The organism is Muriventricola aceti (genome assembly GCF_025567565.1).
Taxonomy (GTDB): Bacteria; Bacillota; Clostridia; order Oscillospirales; family Oscillospiraceae; genus Lawsonibacter; species Lawsonibacter aceti.
Genome location: NZ_JAOQKF010000005.1, coordinates 96,830 through 122,622, shown reverse-complemented (window position 1 = coordinate 122,622; position 25,793 = coordinate 96,830). Strand labels below are relative to the sequence as shown.

The 25,793-nt window shown below is 59.6% G+C and carries 23 protein-coding genes and 1 riboswitch; of the genes, 8 read left to right on the top strand and 15 right to left on the bottom strand.

Translation table 11 applies throughout. From position 1 onward, the window contains the following. Nucleotides 1-17 precede the first annotated feature (17 nt). The 11 genes from OCV64_RS07280 to OCV64_RS07230 all read right to left on the bottom strand — a co-directional run bounded on the left by OCV64_RS07280 (nt 18) and on the right by OCV64_RS07230 (nt 11,537). A complete protein-coding gene (locus OCV64_RS07280) occupies nt 18-593 on the bottom strand; it encodes a DUF4352 domain-containing protein (RefSeq protein WP_147571584.1) in 576 nt (191 codons plus the stop codon). A 266-nt stretch (nt 594-859) separates the two neighbouring features. Further along, nucleotides 860-1,525 (bottom strand): HAD family hydrolase, encoded by a 666-nt coding sequence (locus OCV64_RS07275; RefSeq protein ID WP_262669699.1) that lies wholly within the window; start codon nt 1,523-1,525, stop codon nt 860-862. Then, the gene (gene purD / locus OCV64_RS07270; protein WP_262669698.1) at nt 1,522-2,778 is read right to left on the bottom strand and encodes a phosphoribosylamine--glycine ligase; all 1,257 of its coding nucleotides are present in this window, start codon (nt 2,776-2,778) and stop codon (nt 1,522-1,524) included. Before purD ends, OCV64_RS07275 begins: the two co-directional genes overlap by 4 nt. A gap of 239 nt (nt 2,779-3,017) precedes the next feature. Continuing rightward, nucleotides 3,018-4,190, bottom strand: coding sequence for a phosphoribosylaminoimidazolecarboxamide formyltransferase (locus OCV64_RS07265; protein ID WP_240288282.1), 1,173 nt, complete (start codon nt 4,188-4,190; stop codon nt 3,018-3,020). Between the two features lie 27 nt (nt 4,191-4,217). Beyond that, entirely contained in the window at nt 4,218-4,925 is a 708-nt protein-coding gene (locus OCV64_RS07260; protein WP_147571576.1) for an IMP cyclohydrolase, read from the bottom strand. A 46-nt stretch (nt 4,926-4,971) separates the two neighbouring features. Continuing rightward, nucleotides 4,972-5,053, bottom strand: a riboswitch (ZMP/ZTP riboswitch). Nucleotides 5,054-5,087: 34 nt separating this feature from the next. Next, nucleotides 5,088-5,744, bottom strand: a complete 657-nt coding sequence (gene purN, locus OCV64_RS07255; RefSeq protein WP_240288280.1) for a phosphoribosylglycinamide formyltransferase — start codon at nt 5,742-5,744, stop codon at nt 5,088-5,090. Then, nucleotides 5,741-6,787: a phosphoribosylformylglycinamidine cyclo-ligase gene (purM, locus tag OCV64_RS07250; protein WP_147571571.1), complete on the bottom strand. Its 1,047-nt coding sequence runs from the start codon at nt 6,785-6,787 to the stop codon at nt 5,741-5,743. The genes purN and purM overlap by 4 nt, the downstream gene beginning before the upstream one ends. A 136-nt stretch (nt 6,788-6,923) precedes the next feature. Continuing rightward, nucleotides 6,924-8,348 (bottom strand): amidophosphoribosyltransferase, encoded by a 1,425-nt coding sequence (locus tag OCV64_RS07245; protein ID WP_147571569.1) that lies wholly within the window; start codon nt 8,346-8,348, stop codon nt 6,924-6,926. 158 nt (nt 8,349-8,506) lie between these two features. Beyond that, entirely contained in the window at nt 8,507-9,649 is a 1,143-nt protein-coding gene (locus OCV64_RS16180) for a phosphoribosylaminoimidazolesuccinocarboxamide synthase (protein ID WP_394803823.1), read from the bottom strand. A gap of 33 nt (nt 9,650-9,682) precedes the next feature. Then, complete coding sequence (gene purE / locus OCV64_RS07235; RefSeq protein ID WP_262669697.1) at nt 9,683-10,177, bottom strand: 5-(carboxyamino)imidazole ribonucleotide mutase; 495 nt, start codon at nt 10,175-10,177, stop codon at nt 9,683-9,685. A gap of 268 nt (nt 10,178-10,445) precedes the next feature. Next, the gene (locus OCV64_RS07230) at nt 10,446-11,537 is read right to left on the bottom strand and encodes a glycosyltransferase family protein (RefSeq protein WP_262669696.1); all 1,092 of its coding nucleotides are present in this window, start codon (nt 11,535-11,537) and stop codon (nt 10,446-10,448) included. Between the two features lie 157 nt (nt 11,538-11,694). Here OCV64_RS07230 and OCV64_RS07225 point away from each other — a divergent pair, with 157 nt between their 5' ends. Then, the gene (locus OCV64_RS07225) at nt 11,695-12,255 is read left to right on the top strand and encodes a phosphatase PAP2 family protein (RefSeq protein WP_147571563.1); all 561 of its coding nucleotides are present in this window, start codon (nt 11,695-11,697) and stop codon (nt 12,253-12,255) included. 1 nt (nt 12,256) lies between these two features. Beyond that, on the top strand, nt 12,257-13,111 hold the full coding sequence (locus OCV64_RS07220) for an aminotransferase class IV (protein ID WP_186851921.1): 855 nt from the start codon (nt 12,257-12,259) through the stop codon (nt 13,109-13,111). 65 nt (nt 13,112-13,176) lie between these two features. Here the strand turns inward: OCV64_RS07220 and OCV64_RS07215 are convergent, their stop codons facing one another. From OCV64_RS07215 to OCV64_RS07200, 4 genes are all read right to left on the bottom strand, one after another. Continuing rightward, nucleotides 13,177-14,259, bottom strand: coding sequence for an acyltransferase (locus tag OCV64_RS07215; protein ID WP_262669695.1), 1,083 nt, complete (start codon nt 14,257-14,259; stop codon nt 13,177-13,179). A 367-nt stretch (nt 14,260-14,626) separates the two neighbouring features. Beyond that, nucleotides 14,627-16,108, bottom strand: a complete 1,482-nt coding sequence (locus OCV64_RS07210) for a stalk domain-containing protein (RefSeq protein WP_262669694.1) — start codon at nt 16,106-16,108, stop codon at nt 14,627-14,629. Beyond that, the gene (locus tag OCV64_RS07205) at nt 16,089-16,649 is read right to left on the bottom strand and encodes an RNA polymerase sigma factor (protein WP_186851924.1); all 561 of its coding nucleotides are present in this window, start codon (nt 16,647-16,649) and stop codon (nt 16,089-16,091) included. The genes OCV64_RS07210 and OCV64_RS07205 overlap by 20 nt, the downstream gene beginning before the upstream one ends. A 139-nt stretch (nt 16,650-16,788) precedes the next feature. Beyond that, nucleotides 16,789-17,358: a uracil-DNA glycosylase gene (locus OCV64_RS07200; RefSeq protein ID WP_147571706.1), complete on the bottom strand. Its 570-nt coding sequence runs from the start codon at nt 17,356-17,358 to the stop codon at nt 16,789-16,791. A gap of 302 nt (nt 17,359-17,660) precedes the next feature. Between OCV64_RS07200 and OCV64_RS07195 the strand changes: the two genes are divergently transcribed. The 6 genes from OCV64_RS07195 (at nt 17,661) to OCV64_RS07170 (ending at nt 25,643) form a co-directional block, all read left to right on the top strand. Continuing rightward, complete coding sequence (locus OCV64_RS07195; RefSeq protein WP_147571553.1) at nt 17,661-19,202, top strand: 4Fe-4S dicluster domain-containing protein; 1,542 nt, start codon at nt 17,661-17,663, stop codon at nt 19,200-19,202. A gap of 348 nt (nt 19,203-19,550) precedes the next feature. Next, the gene (mraZ, locus tag OCV64_RS07190) at nt 19,551-19,967 is read left to right on the top strand and encodes a division/cell wall cluster transcriptional repressor MraZ (RefSeq protein WP_262669693.1); all 417 of its coding nucleotides are present in this window, start codon (nt 19,551-19,553) and stop codon (nt 19,965-19,967) included. 1 nt (nt 19,968) lies between these two features. Beyond that, nucleotides 19,969-20,904 carry a 16S rRNA (cytosine(1402)-N(4))-methyltransferase RsmH gene (rsmH, locus tag OCV64_RS07185; protein WP_262669692.1) on the top strand — a complete coding sequence of 312 codons (936 nt, stop codon included), beginning with the start codon at nt 19,969-19,971 and terminating at the stop codon, nt 20,902-20,904. A 50-nt stretch (nt 20,905-20,954) separates the two neighbouring features. Further along, the gene (locus tag OCV64_RS07180; RefSeq protein ID WP_147571547.1) at nt 20,955-21,518 is read left to right on the top strand and encodes a hypothetical protein; all 564 of its coding nucleotides are present in this window, start codon (nt 20,955-20,957) and stop codon (nt 21,516-21,518) included. Between the two features lie 91 nt (nt 21,519-21,609). Next, on the top strand, nt 21,610-24,045 hold the full coding sequence (locus tag OCV64_RS07175; protein ID WP_147571545.1) for a penicillin-binding transpeptidase domain-containing protein: 2,436 nt from the start codon (nt 21,610-21,612) through the stop codon (nt 24,043-24,045). Between the two features lie 83 nt (nt 24,046-24,128). Continuing rightward, the gene (locus OCV64_RS07170; RefSeq protein ID WP_147571543.1) at nt 24,129-25,643 is read left to right on the top strand and encodes a UDP-N-acetylmuramoyl-L-alanyl-D-glutamate--2,6-diaminopimelate ligase; all 1,515 of its coding nucleotides are present in this window, start codon (nt 24,129-24,131) and stop codon (nt 25,641-25,643) included. Nucleotides 25,644-25,793 lie beyond the last annotated feature (150 nt).

Here is a 25,793-nt window from a genome sequence, read left to right as displayed (position 1 = left end):
GGCTCTTTATATATCACTTATTGGTCTTCCGCTGTGAAGAACACGAAGAAGGTATCGCCCTCAGAGTTGTCGTCAAACTGCTCCAAATAGGAGATGGAAAAATCCCGGTTGCCGGCGGGTACCTCGTATACCAGCAGGCCGGTCACTTCCTCGTCCACCGACAGAGGGTAAGTACCGGGAAGCTGCTCGTCAGTCAGAGGAGGCAACTCCTCAAACGTCTCCGGGTCAGTAGTGATGGGATAGCAGAAGGCGTTCTCGTCATCGCTGTTCCACTGGACCTGGAAGTCGGTATCATACATTTCAATGCTGGAGGTGCTGGTATTTTTTACAGTCACCTCAGCCACCAAAAGCTCATTGCCTTCAGCGGGGAGATATCCCTCGTACTCCTTGGCCATGTGGGCGCTGTTGACCGTATAATCAAAGAAATAAGTGTGTACAGTGTCCGCGATCCGTCCCTCGCCATAGCCGTCTTCCGCGTGTACGTTGCCGCTGCTGTCAGCGGTCCCGCCAGTGGAGGGAGTGCCGCCTGTGCCACAGGCGGCCAGAGTGAGGGAGAGCGCCAGTGCCGCCGCGATAGAGATAAGTTTTTTCATGTTTTACAGTCCTTTCAATATCCTCTGATTTAAAATTAAAAAGGTGTGCTTTTATAAAGGGGATGAAAATGGAAAAATGTTGAAAAAAACTTGCCCAATCAGGTGCCTTGTGATATATTTAGGAACTGGAAAGGTGTGGAGCAAAAATTTGTAAAGGTACACCTTTTCAAAATATTTCTATCCGGAGAGAAACATACTGCTTATCTTTCCAACTATGACACATACCCCTTCTGCCCTGGAGCGACCAGGACAGAAGGGTGTTTTTTTTACAGTTCTCGCTGTAAATAGTGTAGTAGGCTGGACAGATCATCAAATTTTTTCCAGATCAGCGAATCCAACTCAGGGGAAGAGGGGATCAGGTCTGGTATCATCACAGCGGTCATCCCCGCACTGAGGGCGGAGCGGATACCGTTGGGGGAGTCCTCAACAGCAACCGCCTTGGCCGGAGAGACGCCCAGCCTCTGGCAGGCCGCCCGATAGATCTCCGGGTCCGGCTTGCTCTTGGATACCTGGTCCCCGGTCACAACGGCCTGGAAGTATCGGCCCAGACCGGAGTGCTCCAACCGGTATATGGTCCGGTCGTAATAGGTGGAGGTTGCCAGCGCCAGGGGCATCTGCCTTGACTGAAGAAACTCCAGAACCTCACGGGCGCCCTCCTTGACCGGGACGCCCTCCCGCTCCATCCGCTCGGTGGCTAACCGGGAGCGGAGCTCCATAAAGGGCTCGTGAGGAAAGTCGGGCCCCAAGAGCCGGGGCAGAAGGGCCAGCACATCCCCGCGGCCCCGGCCCACTACCTCTGGATAGCAGTCTGCCGCCTGAGGGCAACCCATCTGCCGGCCGGCTTCCTCCCAGGCCCAGTAACCCAGACGCTCGGTGTCAAAGAGGGTGCCGTCGGCGTCAAATACTACGCCCTCCAATTCTTTCTTGTTCATACCTTCCCGATATCGGTGCGGAAGTGCATATCCTGGAAGGAGACGGGCTTGACCGCCTCATAGGCCCTAGAGATGGCCTCCTCCAGATTGGACCCGGTGGTGGTGACCCCCAGTACACGGCCGCCCGCGGTGAGGATCGAGCCGTCCTTGCCAATCTTTGTGCCGGCGTGGAATACGGTGGCCAGCCTGCCCGCCTCATCCAGCCCGGAGATAGGGTAACCGCTCTGGTATTTCACCGGGTAGCCTCCGGAGGCCAGCACCAGACAGCAGGCGGCGCCCTTCTTCCATTTGATTTCGCACCGGTCCAGGGTGCCGTCCACACAGGCCTCGAAGATGTCCAGCAGGTCGCTGTCCAGCATGGACAGGATGGGCTGGGTCTCCGGGTCTCCAAACCGGGCATTGTACTCTACCACTCTGGGGCCGTCCTTGGTGAGCATTAGGCCGAAGTAGATGACCCCCTTAAAGGGACGCCCTTCCGCCTTCATAGCAGCCACAGTGGGCAGAAAAATCTTGTCCATGCACTCCTTCGCAATCTCCGGGGTGTACTTGGGAGAGGGACAGAAGGCGCCCATGCCCCCGGTGTTGGGTCCCTGGTTTCCGTCATAGGCCCGTTTGTGGTCCTGGCTGGACAGCATGGGGACCAGGTGCTCCCCGTCACAGAAGGCCAGCACAGTCACCTCAGGGCCTACCATACACTCCTCGATGACCACAGTGGAGCCGGAGTCACCGAACTTTCTGCCCTCCATCATGTCTCGGACGGCGGCCTCGGCCTCCTCCACAGTGGCGGCCACCACTACCCCCTTGCCCAGAGCCAGGCCGTCGGCCTTGACTACGATGGGAGCCCCCTGCGCCCGAATATAGGACAGGGCGTTGTCTAAGTCGGTAAAGGTCTCATATTTGGCGGTGGGGATGTGGTACTTCTTCATTAGCCCTTTGGAAAAGGCCTTGCTGGCCTCGATGATGGCGGCGTTGGCACGGGGGCCAAAGGCGCGGATGCCCGCCGCCTCCAGGGCGTCTACCATACCCAGGGCCAGGGGGTCATCCGGGGCCACCATGACAAAGTCCATGGCGTTCTCCCTGGCCCATTGGACCATGCCCTCCACATCGGTGGCTTTGATGGGGACACACTTGGCCACCTGGGCGATGCCACCGTTGCCGGGGGCGCAGTATAACTCCGTGACCCTAGGGCTCTGGGCCAGCTTCCAGCAGATGGCGTGCTCACGCCCGCCTCCGCCGACGACTAAAACTTTCATAATATGCTCCTTTCATACGGGCGGCCATAGACCATCCAGTTTAGCGGAGTTTCTACCAAAGGCAGAAAGGATATTAATGCTGCCCGAAGGCGAATTTATTTTGCCGCAGGACACTATGCCCCCTGGCCGTGTGGCGGTAAAAAGCATCTTTTTCATTGAAAAGGCAAGGGGGGTATCGGCGGCGGACCCCTTAAGAACCGCCGCCGTATCCAGAGGGGCAAAGCCCCCACTGAAAGTGCTTAATGGTGGAACAGTCTGATTCCGGTAAATGCCATGACCATGCCGTACTTGTCCGCCGTGGCGATGACCTGATCGTCCCGGATGGAACCGCCGGGCTGGGCAATGTACTGCACGCCGGACTTCCTGGCCCGCTCCACGTTGTCCCCGAAGGGGAAGAAGGCGTCGGAGCCCACGGTGACGCCGGACATCTGGGCGATCCAATCTTTCTTTTCCTGCTCTGTCAACACATCGGGCTTCACTTTGAAGGTGTTCTGCCACACGCCTTCGGCCAGCACGTCGTCGTGCTCGTCGGAGATATAGATGTCGATGGCGTTATCCCGGTCAGGGCGGCGGATGTGGTCTACGAACTGCAGCCCCAAAACCTTGGGGTGCTGACGCAGCCACCAGATATCCGCCTTGTTGCCCGCCAGACGGGTGCAGTGGATGCGGCTCTGCTGGCCGGCACCTACACCGATGGTCATGCCATCCTTGACATAGCACACGGAGTTGGACTGGGTGTACTTCAAAGTGATGAGGGACAGGAGCATATCGTTTTTGGCCTGCTGGGACAGCTCCTTGTTTGCGGTGACCAGGTTAGAGAGCATCTCCTCGCTGATATCCAGGTCGTTATAGCCCTGCTCAAAGGTGATACCGAAAATGTTGCGGCGCTCAATAGGGGCGGGCTGGTACTCCGGGTCGATCTGAACCACATTATAGCTGCCCTTGCGTTTCATTTTCAGGATCTCCAGGGCTTCATCAGTATAGCCGGGGGCGATGACGCCGTCGGACACCTCGGCGGCCAGGAAGCGGGCGGTGTCTCCGTCACACACATCAGACAGGGCGGCCCAGTCCCCGAAGGAGCACAGCCGGTCGGCACCTCGGGCCCGGATATAGGCGCAGGCGATAGGGGACAGGTCTCCTTCTGGAGCGAAATAGATGTGCCGCTCGGTATCGGACAGGGGCAGGCCCAGGGCGGCTCCGGCGGGAGAGACGTGCTTGAAGGAGGCGGCGGCGGGCAGGCCGGTGGCCTTCTTCAGAGCCTTCACCAACTGCCAGGAGTTGAGAGCATCCATAAAGTTGATATAGCCCGGCTTGCCATTGAGCACCTTGAGGGGCAGATCGCCCTGCTCCATAAAGATGCGGGCGGGCTTCTGGTTGGGGTTGCAGCCGTATTTCAGTTCCAGTTCATTCATGTGAGCGTACTTCCTTTCTGGCGGTGTTCAGCCATGCTTGTTGATGATGACGGTCTCCCTGGCGCCGCTGGCCAGGTCGATGTACTGGACGAACAGGGATACTTTATTGTCGTGGTTCAGGTTGGCCCAGAGCTCTTCCGCCCAGGTCTGAGCGTCCGGGGCCTCGATGGCCACCTTCCGGGGCTCGCCCTCGAAGGAGGGCAGAGGGTCCAGGTTCTCCTGATAGGTGTGGATGAAGTGGCCGGTGCCGGCCACAGGGGCGTCGTACTCATAGAAGTAGCGGTGGTTGCAGCTGGGATCACCGTCAGCCGACTTCAGGATGGATAGCTGATAACTGCCGTCGGCCTCCACCACACCAGAGATGCGGGGGGTGTAGTTGGGGGGATCGGGCTCAAAGCAGCGGGTGCGAAGGGCCTCGATATAGCTCTTGCCATCCAGAAGGAACCGCTGGATGGTGTCGGTCTGGTCCCCGTTAGTGACTACGGTGGCCCCGTTTACCACCCTCACAGGATGGTAGATAATGAGAGAGGGGTCCACCATCTTGCTCTCGTCAAATGCCTTGGTGCGGATGCCGTCCTCGGTTTCCTCAAAAACCCGGTTGCGGCTGTTCTCACTGCGGCCCATAATGAAATAGGCGATGGCGGCCTTGCTGTTGTCGGCGGTGCGGCCCAGGACGATGCCGCGGCCAGGATAGGGATGGTTGGAAAGGATCTCCTTCAGATCATGTGTCTTCACAGTATTCCTCCTTTGTTGTAAAAAAAGGGCGCACCAGTTCTGTGAATTGGTGCGCCCAGACGGTCGGCCTTGTATTACGCGATACTCCCCGTGGTCATTTCCACTTACCGTCAGTCATATCGCACAGTTACATTGTAGCAAAAAAGGGTAAGAAAAGCAAATTCATTCTGCGTTCCGCGTTCCGTGTTCTGGATGCTCCAAAACACGGACGGTCCGCCCCTCCACCTTTAGCCGGTCCTGACAGAACAGGGACACGGCTTGGGGGAGCAGCTGCCACTCGCACTGCTCCATGATGCGCCGCTGGAGTACCTCCGGCGTGTCGTCGGGGAGGACCTCCACCGCCTTTTGAGAGACGATGGGGCCGCCATCGCACTCCTCACTGACAAAGTGGACAGTGGCGCCGGACAGCTTGACCCCATACTCCAGGGCCTTCTCATGGACATGGAGGCCGTAGCACCCTGGGCCGGCGAAGGAAGGGATGAGGGCGGGATGGACATTGAGGATGGCGTTGGGGAAGGCGCGGACCATCTCGCCAGTCAGAATGACCATAAAGCCGGCCAATACCACCAGGTCGATATCCAATCCCTTCAGCTTGTCTACCAGGGCCGCAGTCATGGCCTGGCTGGAGGGGTAGTCCTTTCGGGCCGCCACATAGCCGGGGATGCCGGCGGCCTTGGCCCGCTCCAGGGCATAGGCGCTGGGGGTGGAGGAAATGACAGCGGTGATTCGACCGTTGATCAGCTCACCCCGCCCCTGGGCGTCGATGAGGGCCTGGAGATTGGTGCCGCCCCCGGATACCAAAACCGCGATATTTTTCATTTGACTAACTCCACACCGTCGCTGCCAGAAACCACAGAGCCGACCTGATAGGCATTCTCGCCCGCATCCGTCAGAGTGGAGAGAGCCCGCTCCGCCTGAACAGCGGGGATGGCCAGGATCATGCCCAGGCCCATGTTGAAGGTGTTGTACATATCCCGCTCCGGGATGTTTCCCTTCCGCTGGATCAGATCAAAGATGGGCAGCTTGGGGAAGGTCTTGAGATCAATGCGGGCGGTGAGGCCGTCCGTCATCATTCGGGGCACGTTCTCGTAGAACCCGCCGCCGGTAATATGACTGATGGCGTGAATATCTACTCCGGCCTTCAGCAGAGCCTTGACCGCCTTGACATAGATGCGGGTGGGGGCCAACAAAGTCTCGCCCAGGCTCCGGCCGCCCAGCTCCTCCATGGGGGAGGTCAGGTCAGTGTGCTCCACATCCAGCACCTTGCGGACCAGAGAGAACCCGTTGGAGTGGACGCCGGTGGAGCCAAGTCCGATGAGCACGTCGCCGGTGGACAGGCGCTTGCCGTCAATGATATTTTCCTCGTCCACGATGCCCACAGAGAAGCCGGCCAGGTCATAGTCCTCGTCGGGCATGACGCCGGGGTGTTCAGCGGTCTCGCCGCCCACCAGGGCGCACTCAGACTGGCGGCAGCCCTCGGCGATGCCGGCGACGATCTCGGCAATACGGGCGGGGTCATTCCGGCCACAGGCGATGTAGTCCAGGAAAAACAGGGGAGAGGCGCCGCCGCAGATGATGTCGTTGACGCACATAGCCACGCAGTCGATGCCGATGGTGTCATGCTTGTTCAGCAGCATGGCCAGCCGCAGTTTGGTGCCCACGCCGTCGGTGCCAGACACCAGCACTGGTTTTTTCATGCCGGCCATGTCGGGGGCAAACATACCGCCGAAGCCGCCCAGAGTACCCATGACACCGGGAATATAAGTGGATTCCACCATAGGCTTGATGCGCTGAACAGCCTCATAGCCAGCGGTGACGTCTACGCCGGCGGCGGCATAGGAAGCGGAGTGGGAGTTTTTCATCTTCAGACCTCCAGATCAAATTAGAACTTAAAAGTCAGGAATTGTGGAGTGCGCCCCAGACGGAACAGTGGAGTTCAGCCCGGCAGGACCGGAGCCATTCTGACTTCACATTCCGGTTGGGATGGCGTGCTGACGCCTATTCTTTGCCGCTCCAGCAGTAAGTACACACCTTGTCCCGGTCCAGACCGATGGCCTCCAGCAGGCCATCCAGAGACTGGTAGCCGAGAGAGTCAAAACCGAGCTTCTCACAGATGGCCTTGAGCATGCACTGGCCTCGTTCAGTGCGGGCGTCAGAGTACTCCTCCAGGTGGAGCTGGCCCTCGTCCCCCTCCAGCTCCTGGACCGTACGGCGGGCCAACAGGTCCATGTCCGAGTTGCCACGGGAGAAGTTGAGGTATTTGCAGCTGTACATAATGGGGGGGCAGGCGGAGCGCATATGGACCTCCTCCGCCCCGGACTCATAGAGAAATTCCACCGTTTCCCGGAGCTGGGTTCCCCGGACGATGGAGTCGTCCACGAAGAGCAGTTTCTTGCCCTCAATGAGCTCGGGTACCGGAATCTGCTTCATCTTGGCCACCTGATTCCGAACGTCCTGGTTGGTGGGCATAAAGGAACGGGGCCAGGTGGGGGTATACTTGACAAAGGGGCGGGCAAATGGCTTGCCGCTGCGGTTGGCATAGCCGATGGCGTGGGGCACGCCGGAGTCGGGCACACCGGCCACATAGTCCACCTTGGGGAGAAGACCGTGGAGAACCTCATCCCGGGCCATAATCTCGCCATTCTGATAGCGCATGACCTCCACATTTTTCCCCTCATAGTTGGAGTTGGGGTAGCCGTAGTAGGTCCACAAAAAGGCGCAGATCTTCATCTCCTCGCCGGCGGGGGACAGGGTTTCATACCCGTCAGCCGTAATACGCACGATCTCTCTCGGCCCCAGCTCATAGGCGTCGGCATAACCCAGCTTATGGTAGGCGAAGGACTCGAAGGACACACAACAGCCCTCCTGGTTCTGGCCCACCAGGACCGGCAGCCGGCCCAACTTGTCCCGGGCGGCGATGATCTCCCCCTTGTCGGTGAGGACGAGCAGGGTCATGGAGCCCTTGATTTCGTCCTGGGCGTGGAGGATACCGGACACCAGATCATCTTTCTGGTTGATGAGGGCCGCGGTCAGCTCGGTAGCGTTGACCTTGCCGGAGCTCATGGCCATAAACTGATGTCCGTGGTCGGAGAAATACTGCTGGATTAGCTCCTCGGCATTGTTGATGATGCCCACGGTGGTGATGGCGTACAGGCCTAAGTGGGATCGGACCAGCAGGGGCTGAGGATCGGTATCGCTGATGCAGCCGATGCCGCTGCAACCGTGGAAGTCAGACAGATCCTTCTCGAACTTGGTGCGGAAGGGGGTGTTCTCGATGGAGTGGATCTGGCGCTGGAATCCGTCCTGGGGGTCATGGATCAACATACCGCCCCGGCGGGTACCCAGATGGGAGTGGTAGTCCACTCCGAAAAAGATATCAAGGGTCACGTCCCGCTTGGAAACGGCCCCAAAAAAACCACCCATTTATTTGCTCCTTACTTTTTGCGTTTGTGCAGGAAAAACCAGGCAGCTCCAACCAGTCCCGCAAGGATCAGCAGCATGAAAGGCAACGCGATGGGGCTGCTGCTGATAAGAATGGCGGTGGGGCCGTCCTGCCCGCCAATGATACCGACGTCCACGATTTAGGCGAAGAACAGCTTGGACAGGGTCATGGGATCGATGTACTTGCCGTCCTTGTAGACCCGCATATTGCCGGAGGCCACCTCGTCGATGAGCATAACCTTGCCGTCCGCGTCGTAGCCGAACTCGAACTTGATGTCGTACAGGACCATGCCCTTCTCCTTCAGGTCGTCGGCCACGATTTGGGTGATCTTCTGAGTCTCCTCCTTGATGGCGTCGTACTGCTCCTCGGTCATGACACCCAGAGCGACCAGACCGTCCTTGGTGACCAGGGGATCGCCCAGGGCGTCATTCTTAAAGGTAGTTTCCACATAGGCGGGCAGGTCGGCACCCTCGGCGATGTACTCCCCATAGCGGCGGAGGAAGGAGCCCACTGCCTTGTGGCGGCAGATGACCTCCAGCCCGTGGCCAAACACCTTGGCAGGCTTGACCTCCATGGTGGTGTTCTTCAGGTCGGCGGACACATAGTGGGTGGGGATGCCGGCAGCGTTGATTTTTTCAAAGAAATAAATGGACATCCGAAGGTTCACGTCGCCCACGCCATCGATGGTCAGGCCCACAGAGTTTTCGCCGGGATCGAACACGCCGTCCTTGCCGGTGCAGTCGTCCTTGAACTTCAGCAGGTAGTTGCCGTTGTCCAGAGCAAACACGTCCTTGGTCTTACCAGTGTAAACAAGCTTCTTTTCCATGATGACATTCCTCCATGTATGAAATTGAAATGGATGCTGAGTGTATTTGGGATAAAAAATGGAACAGGCGAAAAGGAAAACGGGGATATAGACAAAAAAGGAGCACAACGAAACAAAGAGGAGGGAGAATCCGCCTCCACCGCCCAGAGAGGCCTCTGTCTGAAAGACGGCCCGGTAGATCTCATTCGGGGTGGGGAACAGCATTCCCCAGAGGGGGGTGGAGAGGATCCACAGGAGCAGTACCCCGCCATACCGTCCCCTCCCAAGGGGGAGATAGAGAGCGGCCATGGCCACGGCACAGACAGCCGTAAAGAGGGCGGCGAAGAAAATATCCATGCCCGCGGGGATGGACCACAGGGCGATGCAGCAGTAAAAGACCTTCTGCAGATGGGAGATCAGGGCGGACAGGGCGCCGAGAGCAGCGCCAATGAAGCAGATAGGAATCGACTTCTTCATGACGCGCCTCCACAGTGAGCGGGCTGCCTCTTACTACCCCAGCTCGGCCTGGAGCTTCTTCTCCTTTTCGGCGATCTGGGCGGCCATGCTCTCCCTCGCCTGGTCCAGCCGGGCGGCCAGCTCGTCGTCGGAGACAGACAAAATCTGGGCGGCCAGTACAGCGGCGTTCTTAGCCCCGTTGATGGCCACAGTGGCCACAGGAATGCCGCTGGGCATCTGGACGGTGGCGAGCAGGGCGTCCAGCCCGTCCATAGCGCCCCCCTTCATGGGGATGCCGATGACCGGCAGGGTGGAGTTGCCCGCAAAGGCCCCGGCCAGGTGGGCCGCCATGCCGGCGGCACAGATGAGGACACCGAAGCCGTTTTTACGGGCGCTTTTGGCAAAGTCGGCGGCAGCGGCGGGGGTGCGGTGGGCGCTGAGGATATGGGCCTCGAAGGGGATGCCAAAGCTCTGGAGCTGCTCACAGGCTCCCTTCACCACCGGCCAGTCGGAATCCGAGCCCATGATGACAGCGACTTTTTTCATCAAAACCTCTCCTTTGTCAAAAAAGATTCAGGCTATCTGCGGGTACAGATAGCCTGATAGAATGTTAGTGTTCGGCCTTGGGCAGATTGGGGCCGTAGCCAGTGACGAACCTAGGAGAAAACACCCGGATAAAGCCCATGACTAAGCCCCCTTCCATCCATTAGGGTTCCATTTTATCGAAAAAACGCGGGCTTTGCAAGAGAGGGAATGAATTTCGTAGGCTTGTACAAGGAATTGCGAAATACGGGACAAAAAAGTTGGCATCCTCTGCTCACAGCAGGCCGGCAGTGTCCAAAATACGGGATACCGCAGCGGCTCGGAGGGACCAGGCCGCCGCCGCGCCGTAGCTCTGGCGGCGCTGAGAGACGAAGCCGGGGGCCTCCTCCAAGGCGTGCTGACAGAGGGTGAGGAACTCCCGCTCGTCATGGGCTCCGTAGACCACGTCGGGGAAGATCTCTACCTGCTCGGGCCACAGCATAGACACGATGGGCTTCCCGGTAGACAGGTACTCATACAATCGACCAGAGATCACATCGCTGTCCGGCCGGTCCTCCCGCAGCAGCTCCAACAGCACATCGCAGCGGAACAGCCAGTCGGGTACCTCATTGAGAGGGCAGGGGCCGGCCAGCGCCACGTTGGGCTGCCGCCTGAGTCGAGGAAGGAGGGGATTGTCCTCCTGCCGGCCCAGCAGCAGGAAGGTCCAGCCAGGCCGCTCCCTGGCGGCGTAAAGGATGGGGGACAGATCGAGTTCCCGGTGGATGACCCCGGCCCAGCCCAGCACCGGGCCGTGGACCTGGGGCAGAGGGTCCGACTGAATAGAGCCCCCCTCGCCGGAGAACATGGGGTAGTTGACCCCGTTGGGCAGTTGAGCGATGTTAGAGCTGCAGGGGGACAGCCGGTCGGCCAGCAGGGGGGAGGCGGCGAAGACTATGTCGGCGTTGTTGGCCAGGGCGCCCTCCCACAGTGGGGGCAGCTCCTCCCAATCCCGGTCGCAGTCGTAGACAAGCCCGTCATATTCCAGGTGGTCCAGCAGGTGGACATGCTCTGGACTGGTGGTCCACAGCAGGGGTGATTGGAAACGGTGGCGGGCGGCCTTGTCGGCGATGAATCGGCCCAGCTTCCTCTGGTTGCGCAGGAACAGCCGGGAATACTGCTCCGACACCGGGAATAGGGTGGGGGGAAGGGTGTAGACCGTCACGTTGGGGCGCACCTTCTGCCCCTTCTGCCGAAAGCTCCGGTCCCGTCTGCCGGCAGGGGGAGCGAAATATAAGATCTGTGTGTCCCGCAGCCGGGAGAGGAGCTGCTGGGTCCGGCCCGGAGAGGTGCTCCAGGGCTCGTTGGATAGACATAGGATCTGCTTCAAAGAGGAGACCTCCCGGTAAAATGACATTGACTTATGAAACCTTTTTACCTATTATAGTATGGAGAGGGAGATACCGTCAAGCGGGCGGTTTTTCCTGCCCCCCCTCTGGCTGGCGGAGCCGGGGGTGGCAGGGGCTCCGTCTGGAAAGGAAACGAGAATGCTGGAAGCCTTATTGAATTTGGATGCCTCGCTGCTGCTGGCCATTCAGGACCTGCGCTTGGACTGGCTGGACCCCGTCGTGGCCTTCTACACCCAGCTTGGCAACGCCGGGCTGATGTGGATCGTACTGTCCCTTTCCATGCTGTGCTGGCGGCCTACCCGGCGGGCGGGGGCCCTGGCGCTGACAGCTATGGTGCTGGGACTGCTGGTTACCAATGTGACCATAAAGCCGCTGGTGGAGCGGACCCGCCCCTGGCTGGACCTGCCCATCCTTCCCCTGGTGGTGGAAAACGACCCCCATTCCTTCCCCTCCGGACATACCTGTGCCGCCTTTGCGGCCGGGGTGGCTTGGGCCAAGACCCTGCCCTGGCGCTGGGGACGGATCGGGGCTGTACTGCTGGCGGTCCTGATGGGGCTGTCCCGGCTGTATGTGGGAGTCCACTATCCCACGGATGTGCTGGCTGGGGCTTTGATCGGAACACTGTGCGCCTGGGTGGCACTGAAGCTGGACGGTTACAGGACGGATCGGTTGAAAGAAAATAGGAAAGGAGCCAAGTGATATGTGGAAGAACGTCGGTTATTACAACGGAGAAATTGGCCCTCTGGAGGAGATGAAGGTGCCCATGGGGGACCGGGCCCTCTACTTCGGCGACGGCATCTATGAGGCCGCCTGTGTGGCTAACCGCGTCCCCTTCGCGCTGGAGGACCATCTGGACCGGATGTATAACAGCCTCCGGCTGCTGGAGATCCCCTTCCGGATGGAGCGGGACCAGGTGCGGGCCGAGCTGCAGAAGGTCATCGAAGCGGCGGAGGAGGCCCCCTACCACTTCTTGTACTGGCAGGTGTCCCGGGGCGTAGCCCCCAGAGGGCACGCCTTCCCTCCGGCAGAGGTGGCCCCCACTTTGCTGGCCTATGTGCGGCCCCACAGGATGAAGGACCTGAATCAGCCCTATCGGCTTATCTCCCTAGAGGATAACCGGTACAAGCTGTGTCATATCAAGACACTGAATCTGATCCCAAGCGTACTGGCCAGCCAGCGGGCGGCGGAGCGGGGATGTGACGAAGCTGTGCTCCATCGAGGCAGCCGAGTCACCGAGTGCGCCCACAGCAATATCTCCATGCTGAAGGACGGAGTGCTGCGCACCGCCCCCACAGATGAGCTCATCCTCCCCGGTATCGCCCGGAAGCATCTGATTGCCCTGGCGAAAGAGAACGGTGTCCCGGTGGTGGAGGAACCCTTCTCCATGGTGGAGCTGATGAACGCGGACGAGGCCATTGTCACCAGCTCCAGCGCCCTGTGCATGGGAGTGGAGTCCATCGACGGCATCCCTGTGGGTGGCAGGGATCGGGAACGATTCCATTTACTCCAGAGCGCCTGTATGGAGGAATTCCAGCGAGAAACCAAGGCCAGGTGAGATGGACGTTAATAAAGAGCGCGGACAGAAACCCTGTCCGCGCTCTTTTTCGTTTATGAACAAAATCAGCGGGGGTGAATCGTCTGCCGCAGCCGGTTCCAGAGCCAATAGAGAAGGAAGGAGCCCAAATAGGCGGCAACTAGACGGCCAATTAGCAGCAGAGAGAGGGAGTGGACGCCCAGCTTCTGCAGGATAGCGGTGGCGTAGGTCAGCACCAGGCAGTGGACAAAGAACACAAAGAGAGAGGCCTGGTACAGCCAGTTGAGGAACCGCCGGAGCAGAGGGCCGCAGTTCTTCAAGGCGGCGCACAGCTCCATCAGCAGGTAAATGGACAGGAGGTTGGAGAGGGGCTTCATCAGCTCCAGGTTAAAAAATACCACCCCGGCGGAAAATTCCAGATAGCACAGGCCCAGATAGGTCAGCACCACCAGCCCTGAGCCCAGGATGGCCCACAGCCGGCGGGTCGGGGCCGGGCGCTCCGGCCGGAGATAGCCGGCGTACAGACCGGCCACCCAATAGAACAGATAGGTAATGAACAGCTTGCCCTGATAGGGCGCGAACCAGGGAAGGGCCCGGGCGGCCGCGCCCTGGAGCCAGAGAGCGGCCAGCATGACCACCAGGGCGCCCGCACAGCCGGCCAGCCAGCCCACACGCCGGACCAGCTGCCGCCACAGGGGGCGCAGGAGATAGAGCTGCATGACCACCAGTACATAATAGAACTGGGCCGACAGGGAGCCGAACCATAAATAATTTCCCAGCTCTGCCAGACTGCCCCGCACATAGCCGATGGGCAGAAAGCAGAGATAGTAGAACAAAGTCCAAAAGAGGTAGGGGAAATAGACCTTTTTGGCCCGGCGCAGGATATAGGGCCCGTAGGGGGACAGGGTGTCCCTCGCCAGCTCCAGCCCCATCTTCATCCCGCCGCTGAACAGAAAGCCGGGGACAGCACACCGGCTGAGAAGCCAGGGGACAAAGACCACCGCCCCCTGCCAGGAGGTGGGGTCGGCGTCGGTGATGCCTAGAGACATGACGTGGATCATGATGACCAGCAGGCAGCACAGGGCATTGAAGTCATCTAAAACAGGCAGGCGGGAGGGGGGACGCTCCAGCCCGACGGACGGATGAGCGGTGTTGTGCAAGGCGGACACTTCTCTCTCTCCGGCCGAAGCCGGGTGATGGACGGCGTTCTTCGCCAGAATTCGTTTTTAGTATAAGGAACTGGCAAAATAAAGTCAAGAGCGCCCCCGCCTGGATTCAGGCAGGGGCGCACAGCTTGTCGAAAAAGCCCTCCTGCAAGGAGTTCCGGCACCCGCAGGCGACGGAATAAATTTTGATTCAGTCATTTCCGACGACATGCGCGTCGGAAATGACACTTCTCGCGCAAGGTGGGCCGACTTTTCCGTAAGGAATCGAGGCCCATCCTGCGTGCGTCTTTTCTCGAAAAAGTGGCTCTGCCACTTTTTCGAAAGCCTCAGCGCCCCCGCCTGGATTCAGGCAGGGGCGCAAGCGGCAGGATCAGGGGATGATGAGCCAGGCGTCGAACTGGAAGCCCTCGGGAGAAACATCGTGGCTCCAGCATCCCAGGCACCAGATGTTCCAGGCGTCCTCCAGGAGATGGTGCCCCACCAGCAGGTCGCACCCGTCCGGGACGGGGACGGCGGGGTTGGGGAGATACATCTCGTCGCCGTTTTCGTCTGTTTTGGTGGAGTAGTAGGTGGCCTCAATAGGCTGTCCGTCCACCAGGATGGTGGAACTGCCCGCTGTGGCGGTGATGGTCACCCCGCGGTACCGAGCGGTGGCGGTCTGGCTGTCCTCGTCCCAGCGATACTCCGCTCCCAGCCTCTCGCAGAGCTGGCGGAGGGACAGATGGCCCAGGCGCAGCCCCTCCAGGTCATAGACCGGGCTGGGCGGGTCCATCAGGAAGGGCCGCAGACGGGGGTCCAGTTCCGCCACTCTGGCGGGGGAGCCGTCCACGGGGAACTCCCACTGGTCAAAGACGATGGAATCCACCTGGGTCAGGTCCACCACCTGTTCAAACTGATGGTTCACGTCTCCCAACTGTGCCAGAGTCAGGGTGGAGCCGTCCTTCATCTTCAGATAGAACAGGTCGGTGGCAACGCCCAGGTCAGTGATAGAGTCGGCGTAGGAGGACCAGTCCCCGAGGCGTTCCAACTCGTAGGAGTAGGACACTGGGGTGAGGATAAGCTCCTTCAACCGGCCCCGGAGCCCCAGAAACTCATTGGAGATGACCTCCAGGTCCGGGGTGACGCGGATGGGCTCCACCACAGAATCCATAGGCAGCCGTACGGCGTAATCCCGGCCCATAAAGGCCAGCCATACATTCAGAGGCTCCTCCAAAGGGCCGACATACTCGCCGAACTGAATGTCGATCTGCCAGGAACGGCTGGTGCCGCTGGGATTGGGGAGGTCATGGATTCCCATACTGCCCGAATGGGTGCGAAGATCGTAGGAGATCCCATCGGGGCCGGTGCTGCCGCTCTCCAGCAGCCTGCTTACCATATCCTCCCCCCAGGGCTCCCGGTGGGCCTCGGCAAAGGCCCGGTTGCTCATCAGGTCGTCGATAGCCTGCTGATTCAGCCCTTCCACAGTGAGAACAACAAAGACGTTTTGACCGTCATAGAGCATACTGTCCGCCGTCAGGCGGTAGTCCTCGTTTTCCACGCTTTTGATGGTGTCCTGTACATAGGGCTCCACCACACTGGCGTCCCCCCGTGTGAAAAACAGGTCCAGTACCCCCATCTGGTAGGCCGCCGCCAGGGCGGCCCCCGTGGTCAGTGCCAGGGTGGCGGCCAGCAGGACCGCCCATTTCATTTTTTTCTTCATACTGTTCTGCCTTGGACCTTCCGGCGGAGCGGAAGCCGCCTCTTCCTGCTCCAGCGCCGCCTCGACACGGGAGAGGATGGCTTCCGGGTCCAGCTCGGGGTACTCCTCGGGCAGACCTAAGTCGTTCCACAGCTCATGAATGTGACTGGACACAGGGCGTCCCTCCTTTCCCACACAGGGCCTCCCGCAGCTTATGCCGTCCCCGTGCCAGCCGGGTCCGGGCAGTGGCCTGGTTCAGCCCCAGCTCTTTGGCCACCTGGTGCAGCGGCTCCTCCTCAAAGTAATAGCGCCGGAACAGAGTCCGGTCCGGCTCCTCCATGCCGTCCACCAGCCGCCGGAGCTGACTGTGGAGCTGGTTCCGCTCCGCCAGCTCTTCGGGGCCCGGCCGGCTGTCGGGAAGATGGTCTGGAATGGCGTCCGTTTCCCGCCGCCTTCTGACCCGGTCGATGGCCAGATTCCGGGCGGTCACCGCCAGCCATGGCCGGAGGGAGCGGACCGGGTCCAGCGATTCCCGGCTGCGCCACAGGGCGAGAAAGGTGTCGGAGACCACTTCCTCCAAATCCTCCCGCAGCGGCTCAGGGGCCAGGGCCCTGGCGGCTACCGCGGCCACATAATGGGTATACCGCCGGATGGTATCCTCCAGCGCGGCGCGGTCGCCCTGGGCCAGCGCCAGGACCAGACCTGTTTCGTCCAAGGAGCTTCCTCCTCTCTGTTTCAGTAGGGTGTAGACCATTCGTACGTTTGGTTCTGCTTATAGGTACGGCTGGGGGTGGGGCGGCGTTTCACAGTATCGAAAAAAATCTGCCGGCAGAGCAGCTGCCGGCAGAACAACGTCAATAGGTCCGTTCACAGATCGCCTGGATCTTGGCCTGGAGGCCCTTTAAATCCTCAAATGTTTCCGGCCGCCGCCGGGGGTCCCGGAGGATGGCCGCCGGGTGGAACAGGGCGGTCATATGGATGCCGGCCTTTTCGAACCACTGGCCGTGCTCCTTTGAAATCTTAAAGTCCTCCTTGATCAGACGGATGGCGGCGACGCGCCCCAGACACACAATGATTTTGGGGCGAATCAGGGCGACCTGGTTGCGGAGATAGCCGATGCAGGCGTCCTGCTCCGAGTTGAGAGGGTCACGGTTCTGGGGCGGGCGGCATTTGACGATATTGGCGATGTATACGTTCCTCTTCCGGTCCAGGTCGATGAGCTCCAGCATATCGTCCAGCAGCTTCCCGCCCCGGCCTACGAAGGGCTCGCCCTGCAAGTCCTCGTTCTCTCCAGGGCCCTCCCCGATAAACATGACTTCCGCGTTTGGCACACCTGCCCCAAAGACCACGTTGTGCCTAGTGTCCGCCAGGGCGCATTTCTGACAGGACATACAGGCCTGTTCCAGAGGTCCCCAATCCAGCATCGCCACCCCTGATCACTCCTTTCTATATCTCAAAGCTCCTTGTTTTCAGTATAACACGATTTACCTGCCGCGCAAAGAAAAAGATTACTCCGGCCCCTATAAAAACTGGACAATTTCTGAATTAAATTCTGCAAATAAAGAGAACACATCCTAGAAAATCCCAGCCTTCACACAAAAATACAATTTTTCCTGCAAAAAACGGGAATACTTGTCAGATGAGGCATTGTCAAGCAACAGGATATTGTGGTATGATACCGATTGAAAAAGAATCTTATCTGTATCTTTCTAAGGAGGAAACTGGGATGCGAGGAGTGCATACCGTAGTCAACGACATTCGCCGCAAGGTTTTTACCGAGGTGGCGAGGATGTCCTTTGAGGGCGGCGACTATGGGGAGACGCTTAGACGCCTGCCCCATAAGATCATCCCTGGCGAGGTGGCCCGTTACCGCCAGAATATTTTGGTGGAGCGTGCCATCGTCAGCGAGCGGCTGCGCCTGGCCATCGGCCTGCCTCTGCGGGATCTGAATGAATACGCCCCTACCATCGACCATCTGGAGGACAGCGTGGTGGCGGAGAAGTACTATGAGCCCCCGCTGATCAACATTATTCCCTTTGCCTGCAACGCCTGCCCCCCAAAGCAGGTCCGGGTGAGCAATATGTGCCAGGGCTGTCTGGCCCATCCCTGTCGGGAAGTCTGTCCTAAGGATGCCATTAAGGTGGTCCAGGGTAAGAGCGTCATCGACCAGGAGAAGTGCATCAAGTGCGGCAAGTGCGTGGACCAGTGCCCCTATAACGCCATTATCAAGTTTGAGCGGCCTTGCGCCGAGGCCTGCGGCATGGATGCCATTAGCTCTGACGAGCTGGGCCGGGCCAAGATCGACTATGACAAGTGCGTATCCTGCGGAATGTGTCTGGTCAACTGCCCCTTCGGCGCCATCGCGGACAAGAGCCAGATCTTCCAGATGATCCAGGCCATCAAGCGGGGGGATCGAGTCGTCGCCGCTGTGGCCCCCGCCTTCGTCACCCAGTTCGGTGAGAATGTGTCCGCCGCCCAGATGCGGGAGGCTATGCTCCAGGTGGGCTTTGCCGATGTGCGGGAGGTGGCGGTGGGCGCCGACCTGTGCACCATCGAGGAGGCCAAGGACTTTTTGGAGAAGGTGCCGGACGAGCTCCCCTTCCTGGCCACCTCCTGCTGTCCCTCCTGGTCTGTGATGGCTAAAAAGCTGTACCCCCAGTTCAAGGACAACATCTCCATGGCCCTGACGCCCATGGTGCTTACGGCCCGGCTCATCAAAAAGGAGGACCCCGAGGCCCGTGTGGTATTCATTGGCCCCTGCGCCGCTAAGAAGCTGGAGGCCTCCCGGCGTACCATCCGAAGCTATGTGGACTTCGTCCTCACCTTTGAGGAGATGCAGGGCGTGTTCGACGCTAAGGGCGTGGACCCCAGCAAGATGCCCGGCGATCCCGAGAACGACTTTATGCGAGCCACTGGCGCTGGCCGTGGCTTCGCGGTGACGGGGGGAGTGGCCGCCGCGGTCAAGGCTGCCATCAAGGAGCTGGACCCCGAAAGAGAGGTTCTGGTGGAGCACGCCGATGGTCTGCGGGAGTGCCGGAAGATGTTGGCAATGGCTAAGGCCGGCAAGTATAATGGCTATCTATTGGAAGGGATGGGCTGTCCCGGCGGCTGTGTGGCCGGCGCGGGAACCATCACTCCGGTGAAGAAGAGCACCACCGCTGTGGCCGCCTATATGCAGACATCCTGTAGCCAGAGCGCGCTAGAGTCCCCCGTAGCCCAGCGATTGGAGGAGCTGGAGAGGCTGGAGGATGAGGCTGAAGTCAACTGAACCCTGTTTGTCGGAGATGACAATGGATCCGTCCGTGCCCGTTCCGGGTGCGGACGGACTTTTTTTGTCAGAAAAGAAAAACGAGCACAACATATTGCGATGGACAGAAGAGATTGGCACAAGATATCAATGGGACTGGACTGGCTGGAAGTTATTGTAAACTAAATGGAACAGATGTTTTTGTAAAGAAACCGCCGATTTCGAAGGAAAGCGGCGGTTTTTTCTATAAAAAACCATGAAAAAAAGACTTGCATTTTATGTCAACACCTTTTATACTAAAAGGCAAGGTGGAGTAAAGTGGAGTAAAATCCCTATATAAACCACTAAAGTGGGGGAGAGGTGAGGAACATGACCGGCACATACGAGCACAGCATCGATGCTAAGGGGCGGCTGTTCATCCCCGCCAAGCTCCGGGAGGAGCTGGGGGTCACCTTCTACCTGGCTATGGGCGTGGACGCCTGCCTGGCCATCTATCCCCAAGCCACCTGGGATCGCTTTACTGAAAAATTCGCTTCCCTGCCAATGAGCCAGTCCAAGGCCATGCGGCCGCTGTTCGCCAACGCCGCCAAGTGCGAGCTGGACAGCCAGGGGCGCATCGTCATCCCCCAGAAGCTGCGCAAATATGCCGGCCTGGAGAAGGATGTAGTCATCATCGGAGTCAATGACCGGGCGGAAATCTGGTCCGCCGATGCCTGGAATGCCCAGGAGGAGGAAGAAATGACGCCGGAGAAGATGGCTGTCTGTATGGCGGAGCTGGGATTCTGATATGAGTGAGTTTACCCACTACCCCGTTCTGCTCAATGAGTGCATTGAGGGGCTGAATATCCGCCCGGACGGCGTGTATCTGGACGGGACCTTGGGCCGGGCAGGCCACAGCCGGGAGATCGCAAAGAGATTGAATACCGGGCGGCTCATCTGTGTGGACCGGGACGAGGCGGCCTTGGAGTCTGCGGGTCGGCGGCTGGACGAATACATGGATAAGGTCACCCTGGTCCACAGCAACTTTGACCGGGTGGGCCAGATTGTAGAGGAGCTGGAGTTGTCCGGTGTGGATGGGATGCTCTTTGATCTAGGGGTGTCCTCCCCGCAGCTGGATGACAGCTCCCGTGGGTTCTCCTACATGGCTGACGCCCCCCTGGATATGCGGATGGACCGGTCTGAGGGGCTGACCGCCGCGGAGGTGGTCAACACCTGGAGCCAGGAGGAGCTGCGGCGCATCCTCTTTCAGTACGGTGAGGAACGCTGCGCTCCTCAGATTGCCGCTGCTATCGTCCGCCGCCGGACGGAGAGGACTATCCTCTCTACTCTGGAGCTGGTGGACATCATCAAAAGCGCTATGCCCGCCAAGGCGTTGAGAGAAAAACAGCACCCCGCGAAGCGGACCTTTCAGGCCATTCGGATCGCGGTCAACGACGAACTGTCTTCTGTGGACCGGATGCTCCAGGGGGCGGTCTCCCATCTCAACAGAGGGGGAAGGCTGGCGGTGATTACGTTCCACTCTCTGGAGGACCGCATTGTCAAGACCAGCCTGGCCGGTTTTGCCAGGGGATGTACCTGCCCGCCGGATTTTCCCGTCTGCGTCTGCGGCAAGACGCCGGACATCCGGCTGGTGAATAAAAAACCCATTCTCCCCTCTGCCCAGGAATTGGAGGAGAATCCCCGCTCCCGCAGCGCCAAGCTGCGGGTGGCGGAAAAATTGTAAAGGGCACGTCCGGCGTGCCCGCTTCCTACCAAAGAGAAGGAGTGAGCGCTATGGCCGCCCGCCGTCGCAGCACAACCGTATATAACACCTATGGCAGCGTGGCCTATGCCCCCGCCTATGACGGCTCTGCCGTCCGTGCCCCCAGAAGGGAGGAGGAGCTTCAGCGCCGTCCCCAGCCCAAGACACGGGAGCACGTCCGCCGCAAGCAGCTGACCCGCACCCAGGTCCAGGTCCGAGAGGCCGGTCAGGTGGCTCCCTTCGCGGTGGTGGGATTCATTGCGGTGGCAGTCTTTGCGGCCCTGCTCATTACCAGCTTTGCCCAGTTTACCGCCCTAAATGGGGAGGTGGTATCCCTCCAAAACCAGCTGACTACACTCCAGACAGAGAACGCTACCTTGTCCGCCCAGTACGAAAAGGTCTTTGATATGGAGACGATCCAGGCCGCGGTGGGAGAGAGCATGGTGCGGCCCACCAGCGACCAGGTAGAGTACATCGATTTGTCCGAGCCGGATACCGTGGTGGTCTACGGTGAGCAGGAGGCTTCCGGAGGCATCGTCGGCGCCCTGAAGGCAGCGGGCACAGTGTTGGGAGAAATGATTGAATATTTCCGCTGAACCGGCCATATAGATGAAAGACGAAAGATAGAGCAAGGGGCGCAAGAAAGGATATTTCTTGCGCCCTTCTACCGCAAAGGAGGGAAGCGTTATGCGGGAGGAATACGGGAGAAAAAGCCGCCAGAGCGCGGGCGGCGGGACCCGGGGCAGCCACTCCAAACGGTCTATATTCCGGCGCACGGTCTTCCTGATGGCGGTGTGCGGTGTGCTTATGTTCATCCCTCTGTTTTGGAAGCTGTGGAACATCGCCATTGTCAACCATGACTACTACCAGCAGCTGGCCACCAAGCAGCAGACGCTGGACCTGTCTGTATCCTCCAGCCGGGGGAACATTTACGACCGAAACGGCAACGTGCTGGCCATGTCAGCCACAGTATACAACCTGATCTTATCCCCCAACGACCTGGAAAAGAGCGTGTCCAAAAAGGACTTTACCGATGAGGAGGGCAATCTGGACCAGGCGGCTTACGAGGCGGCGGTGGCCGCCAAGCAGGACCAGATGGTCCGGGACCTGATGGCTCTCGTCCCCGGCCTGGACGAGGAGAGAGTAGATACCCAGGTGCACGCCACCAAGTATTCCTACCGTGAGATCAAGAAGAACATCGAGGAGGAGGAGGCCCAGGCCATCCGGGAATACATCACCGAGAACAAGACCTCCGCCTACCTATACCTTACTCCCGGGACCAAACGCTACTACCCCTACTCCGGCCTAGCTGCCCAGGCCCTGGGGTTTGTCAATGACGAGGGGGGCGCCTACGGTATCGAGGCGGCGTACAACGACGTGCTGGAGGGCACCGCCGGCCGGGTGGTCACCACCAAGACCGGAGCGGGCACCCAGATGTACAACGCATACTCTGATTTCGTGGACGCCATTGACGGCTATGACTTGACCCTGACTATCGACGCTACCATCCAGTCCTATCTGGAAAAAACCATTGAGGAGGGCATCCAGGACTATGACGTGCGCAACGGTGCCTTCGCCATTGCCATGGACCCCAACACTGGTGCTGTCCTGGGGATTGCCAGTTCCCCGGACTTTGATCCCAATAACTACTCAAAAATTCTGGATGATATGCTGAATGGAAAGATGGATGAGAACACTCAGGCCATCTACGAGCAGTTGAAGGCGGACAATCCGGAAAATCTGACCGACGCCGAGCTCATGGCACAGGCAGAGAGTCAGGCATACAGTCAGGCCGTGATGAGCCAGTGGCGGAGTAAGGCCATCGACGATACCTATGAGCCGGGATCTACCTTCAAAGCCCTGGTGCTGGCCGCCGCCCTGGAGGAGGGGGTGGTGAGTGAGAGCGACACCTTTTACTGCTCCGGCAGCGTGAAGATCGCCGATCACACGATTCACTGTTCCAAGGTCACTGGCCACGGTTCCCAGACCCTGGCGGAGGCGGTGGGCAACTCCTGCAACCCCGCCTTCATCGCCATCGGTCAGCGGCTGGGCATCGATTTGTTCTACGACTATTTCGAGGCCTTCGGCATGAAGGAAAAAACAGGCATTGACCTGCCTGGAGAGGGCAAGGGCGTGGTCTGGGAGCGGGAAGACATGATTCCCACTGACCTGGCGGTAGCCTCCTTCGGCCAGCGATTCAACGTCACCCCCCTCCAGATGATTCGAGGCTTTGCGGCCGTCATCAATGGCGGTAACCTGGTAAAGCCCTATGTGGTCCAGTCTATCAGTACGAAGGATGGCACCGTGGTCCAGAACACGGAGACCGAGGTCGTCCGTCAAGTGGTCAGCCAGGAGACCAGCCAGCGGGCCACCGATATCCTGGAGCAGGTGGTGTCCAAGGGGACCGGCAGGAACGCCTATGTGGCGGGGTACCGCATCGGCGGTAAGACGGGCTCCTCGGAAACAGGGGAGACGGGGCGCACTATCGTGTCCTTTATGGGCTTCGCTCCGGCTGACGACCCTCAGGTCATCGTCCTGCTGGCCTACGACAAACCTCAGGAGAGCGCCACTAACCCCAAAGAATCCACCACAGGGGTGTACATCAGCGGCGGCAATATGGCCGCCCCAAAAGCTGGCCCCCTGATCGCCCAGATCTTGGACTATATGGGAGTGGAGAAGAAGTACAACGCCGACGAGTCCGCCGCCGTGGATGTAAATACCCCCAAAGTCACCGGTATGACAGTGGCCGATGCCAAAAAGGCGTTAGACAAGAAAAACCTGAAGTACCGCACAGTGGGCGAGGGAGAGAGCATTACCGCTCAACTCCCTGCCGCCGGGGCCAGCGTCCCAGGAGGTTCCACTGTGGTGCTATACCTAGGGGACGCGGTGCCCGAGGAGAGCGGTACTGTCCCAGATGTGGTGGGCATGAGCTATGAGGGCGCCAAGAAACGGCTGGAGGAGGCCGGGTTCTTTATGCGGGCCTCCGGCGTGTCTGTGTACTATAGTAATACCACGACTGCCAGTGACCAGAGCATCCTGGGCGGAGAAACAGCCGCCATGGGCACCGTGGTAGATGTTCAGTTCTCCAACATTGTGGAGGACGGCGCGGTAGACTCGAGATAGGGAGATCCCTCCGGCTCGCTAGACTGCTGCATCATTTTGGCAAAATTTATAGAGAATCAAACCCACCCTTGAGGGGTGACGACATGAAATTGCGCCAATTGTTGAACGGCGTCCCCCTCAAGGGGGGTAACATTGATCAGGAGATGGAAATAAATTCCATTTCTTATGACAGCCGGACCCTGGAGCCCGGCGCTCTCTTCGTGGCTCTGCCCGGAGATAAGACGGATGGTCACCGGTACATCGACACGGCTCTGGAGAGAGGCGCCGCGGCCGTCCTGTGCCAGCGGGCTCCGGATCGGCCGGGTCCCTGGCTGGTGACAGAGGATACCAGACTGGCTCTGGCCCTTCTCTCGGCCAACTGGTTTGGACATCCGGGGGACGCTATGACCTTGGTGGCGGTCACCGGGACCAACGGCAAGACCACCACCACCAGCCTCATCAAAGAATTGCTGGAGGGGACGCGCCGGGCCAAGGTGGGCCTGATCGGCACCAATCGGAACATGATAGGGCGGGAGGAGCTGCCTGCCCACCGCACCACCCCGGAGAGCTATGAGCTCCAAGCCCTTCTGCGCCAGATGCTGGACAATGGCTGTACCTATGTGGTAATGGAGGTATCCTCCCACGCCCTGGTCCAGCACCGGACGGCGGGATTGACCTTTGACCTGGGGCTGTTCACCAATCTGACCCAAGACCACCTGGATTATCACCACACCATGGAGGAATATCGAGCGGCCAAGGGACTGCTCTTTGACCAGTGCCGCCAGGCGGTGCTGAACCTGGACGACCCAGCGGGCCGCTGGTATCTGGAACGGGTCAGATGTCCGGTGTTTACCTATTCGGAAAACAGGACCCAGGCGAATTTGAGCGCCAAAAATATCCGCCTGTTCCCCAGCCACGTGGAGTTTGACGCGCTCTCCACCGGCAGGTTAGTCCGCGTCCACCTGCCCATCCCCGGAGGGTTTTCTATCTACAACGCCCTGGCGGCCCTGTCCGCCGGACTGTGCCTGGGCCTGGGTCTGAAGGAGATGGCTCGGGTCATGCCTGCGGTCCACGGGGTAAAGGGCAGGGTGGAGGTGGTCCCTGTTCCTCCAGCCTATACCGTCATCATCGATTACGCCCACAGCCCCAACGCCCTGGAGAACATCCTGACCACCGCGCGGGACTTTACCGCCGGGCGTCTCATCTGTCTGTTTGGCTGCGGGGGAGACCGGGATAAAACCAAACGGCCCATTATGGGGGCCATCGCCCAGGACCTGGCCGATGTGGTGGTGGTCACCTCGGATAATCCCCGGACGGAAGATCCCCAGGCCATTATCACCGATATCCTGTCCGGTATGGAGGGGGAGCTGGAGAAGGTCCATGTGGAGCCGGACCGGCCTGCGGCCATCGGCTGGGCCCTGTCCCAGGGACAGCTTGGCGATGTGATCGTGCTGGCGGGCAAGGGCCATGAGACCTATCAGGAGATCAACGGCGTGTTCCATCATCTGGACGAGCGGGAGATCGTAGCCGACTGGTTTGCCGCGCAAAAAACGCCTCCTAAGGCGGCCGCCCAAGCGCGGGCCGGCACGGCGCTGGCGGGGAGTGGGGCGGAGCCGTGAGAAAGGCGCGCCATTTCCGAGAAAAGGGACGGGAAAGTGTGTGCAAAGGCTTAAAACTCTGCCGGAACGACAAGAAAGGACTGGAAAAACTCCGGCGGGCATAGTATAATAATAGGCCGCATATGCGCGGTTTGACTTACTTGAGAGAAA

What these genes read in the sequence shown, in the direction of transcription:
- OCV64_RS07175 (WP_147571545.1), top strand. Translation starts at nt 21,610, where the DNA reads ATGCGGGAGGAATACGGGAGAAAAAGCCGCCAGAGCGCGGGCGGCGGG.
- OCV64_RS07265 (WP_240288282.1), bottom strand. Translation starts at nt 4,190, where the DNA reads ATGAATGAACTGGAACTGAAATACGGCTGCAACCCCAACCAGAAGCCC.
- OCV64_RS07180 (WP_147571547.1), top strand. Translation starts at nt 20,955, where the DNA reads ATGGCCGCCCGCCGTCGCAGCACAACCGTATATAACACCTATGGCAGC.
- OCV64_RS07170 (WP_147571543.1), top strand. Translation starts at nt 24,129, where the DNA reads ATGAAATTGCGCCAATTGTTGAACGGCGTCCCCCTCAAGGGGGGTAAC.
- OCV64_RS07275 (WP_262669699.1), bottom strand. Translation starts at nt 1,525, where the DNA reads ATGAACAAGAAAGAATTGGAGGGCGTAGTATTTGACGCCGACGGCACC.
- OCV64_RS16180 (WP_394803823.1), bottom strand. Translation starts at nt 9,649, where the DNA reads ATGAAGAAGTCGATTCCTATCTGCTTCATTGGCGCTGCTCTCGGCGCC.
- OCV64_RS07280 (WP_147571584.1), bottom strand. Translation starts at nt 593, where the DNA reads ATGAAAAAACTTATCTCTATCGCGGCGGCACTGGCGCTCTCCCTCACT.
- OCV64_RS07245 (WP_147571569.1), bottom strand. Translation starts at nt 8,348, where the DNA reads ATGGGTGGTTTTTTTGGGGCCGTTTCCAAGCGGGACGTGACCCTTGAT.
- purD (WP_262669698.1), bottom strand. Translation starts at nt 2,778, where the DNA reads ATGAAAGTTTTAGTCGTCGGCGGAGGCGGGCGTGAGCACGCCATCTGC.
- OCV64_RS07225 (WP_147571563.1), top strand. Translation starts at nt 11,695, where the DNA reads ATGCTGGAAGCCTTATTGAATTTGGATGCCTCGCTGCTGCTGGCCATT.
- mraZ (WP_262669693.1), top strand. Translation starts at nt 19,551, where the DNA reads ATGACCGGCACATACGAGCACAGCATCGATGCTAAGGGGCGGCTGTTC.
- purM (WP_147571571.1), bottom strand. Translation starts at nt 6,787, where the DNA reads ATGAAAAACTCCCACTCCGCTTCCTATGCCGCCGCCGGCGTAGACGTC.
- purN (WP_240288280.1), bottom strand. Translation starts at nt 5,744, where the DNA reads ATGAAAAATATCGCGGTTTTGGTATCCGGGGGCGGCACCAATCTCCAG.
- OCV64_RS07195 (WP_147571553.1), top strand. Translation starts at nt 17,661, where the DNA reads ATGCGAGGAGTGCATACCGTAGTCAACGACATTCGCCGCAAGGTTTTT.
- OCV64_RS07200 (WP_147571706.1), bottom strand. Translation starts at nt 17,358, where the DNA reads ATGCTGGATTGGGGACCTCTGGAACAGGCCTGTATGTCCTGTCAGAAA.
- rsmH (WP_262669692.1), top strand. Translation starts at nt 19,969, where the DNA reads ATGAGTGAGTTTACCCACTACCCCGTTCTGCTCAATGAGTGCATTGAG.
- OCV64_RS07220 (WP_186851921.1), top strand. Translation starts at nt 12,257, where the DNA reads ATGTGGAAGAACGTCGGTTATTACAACGGAGAAATTGGCCCTCTGGAG.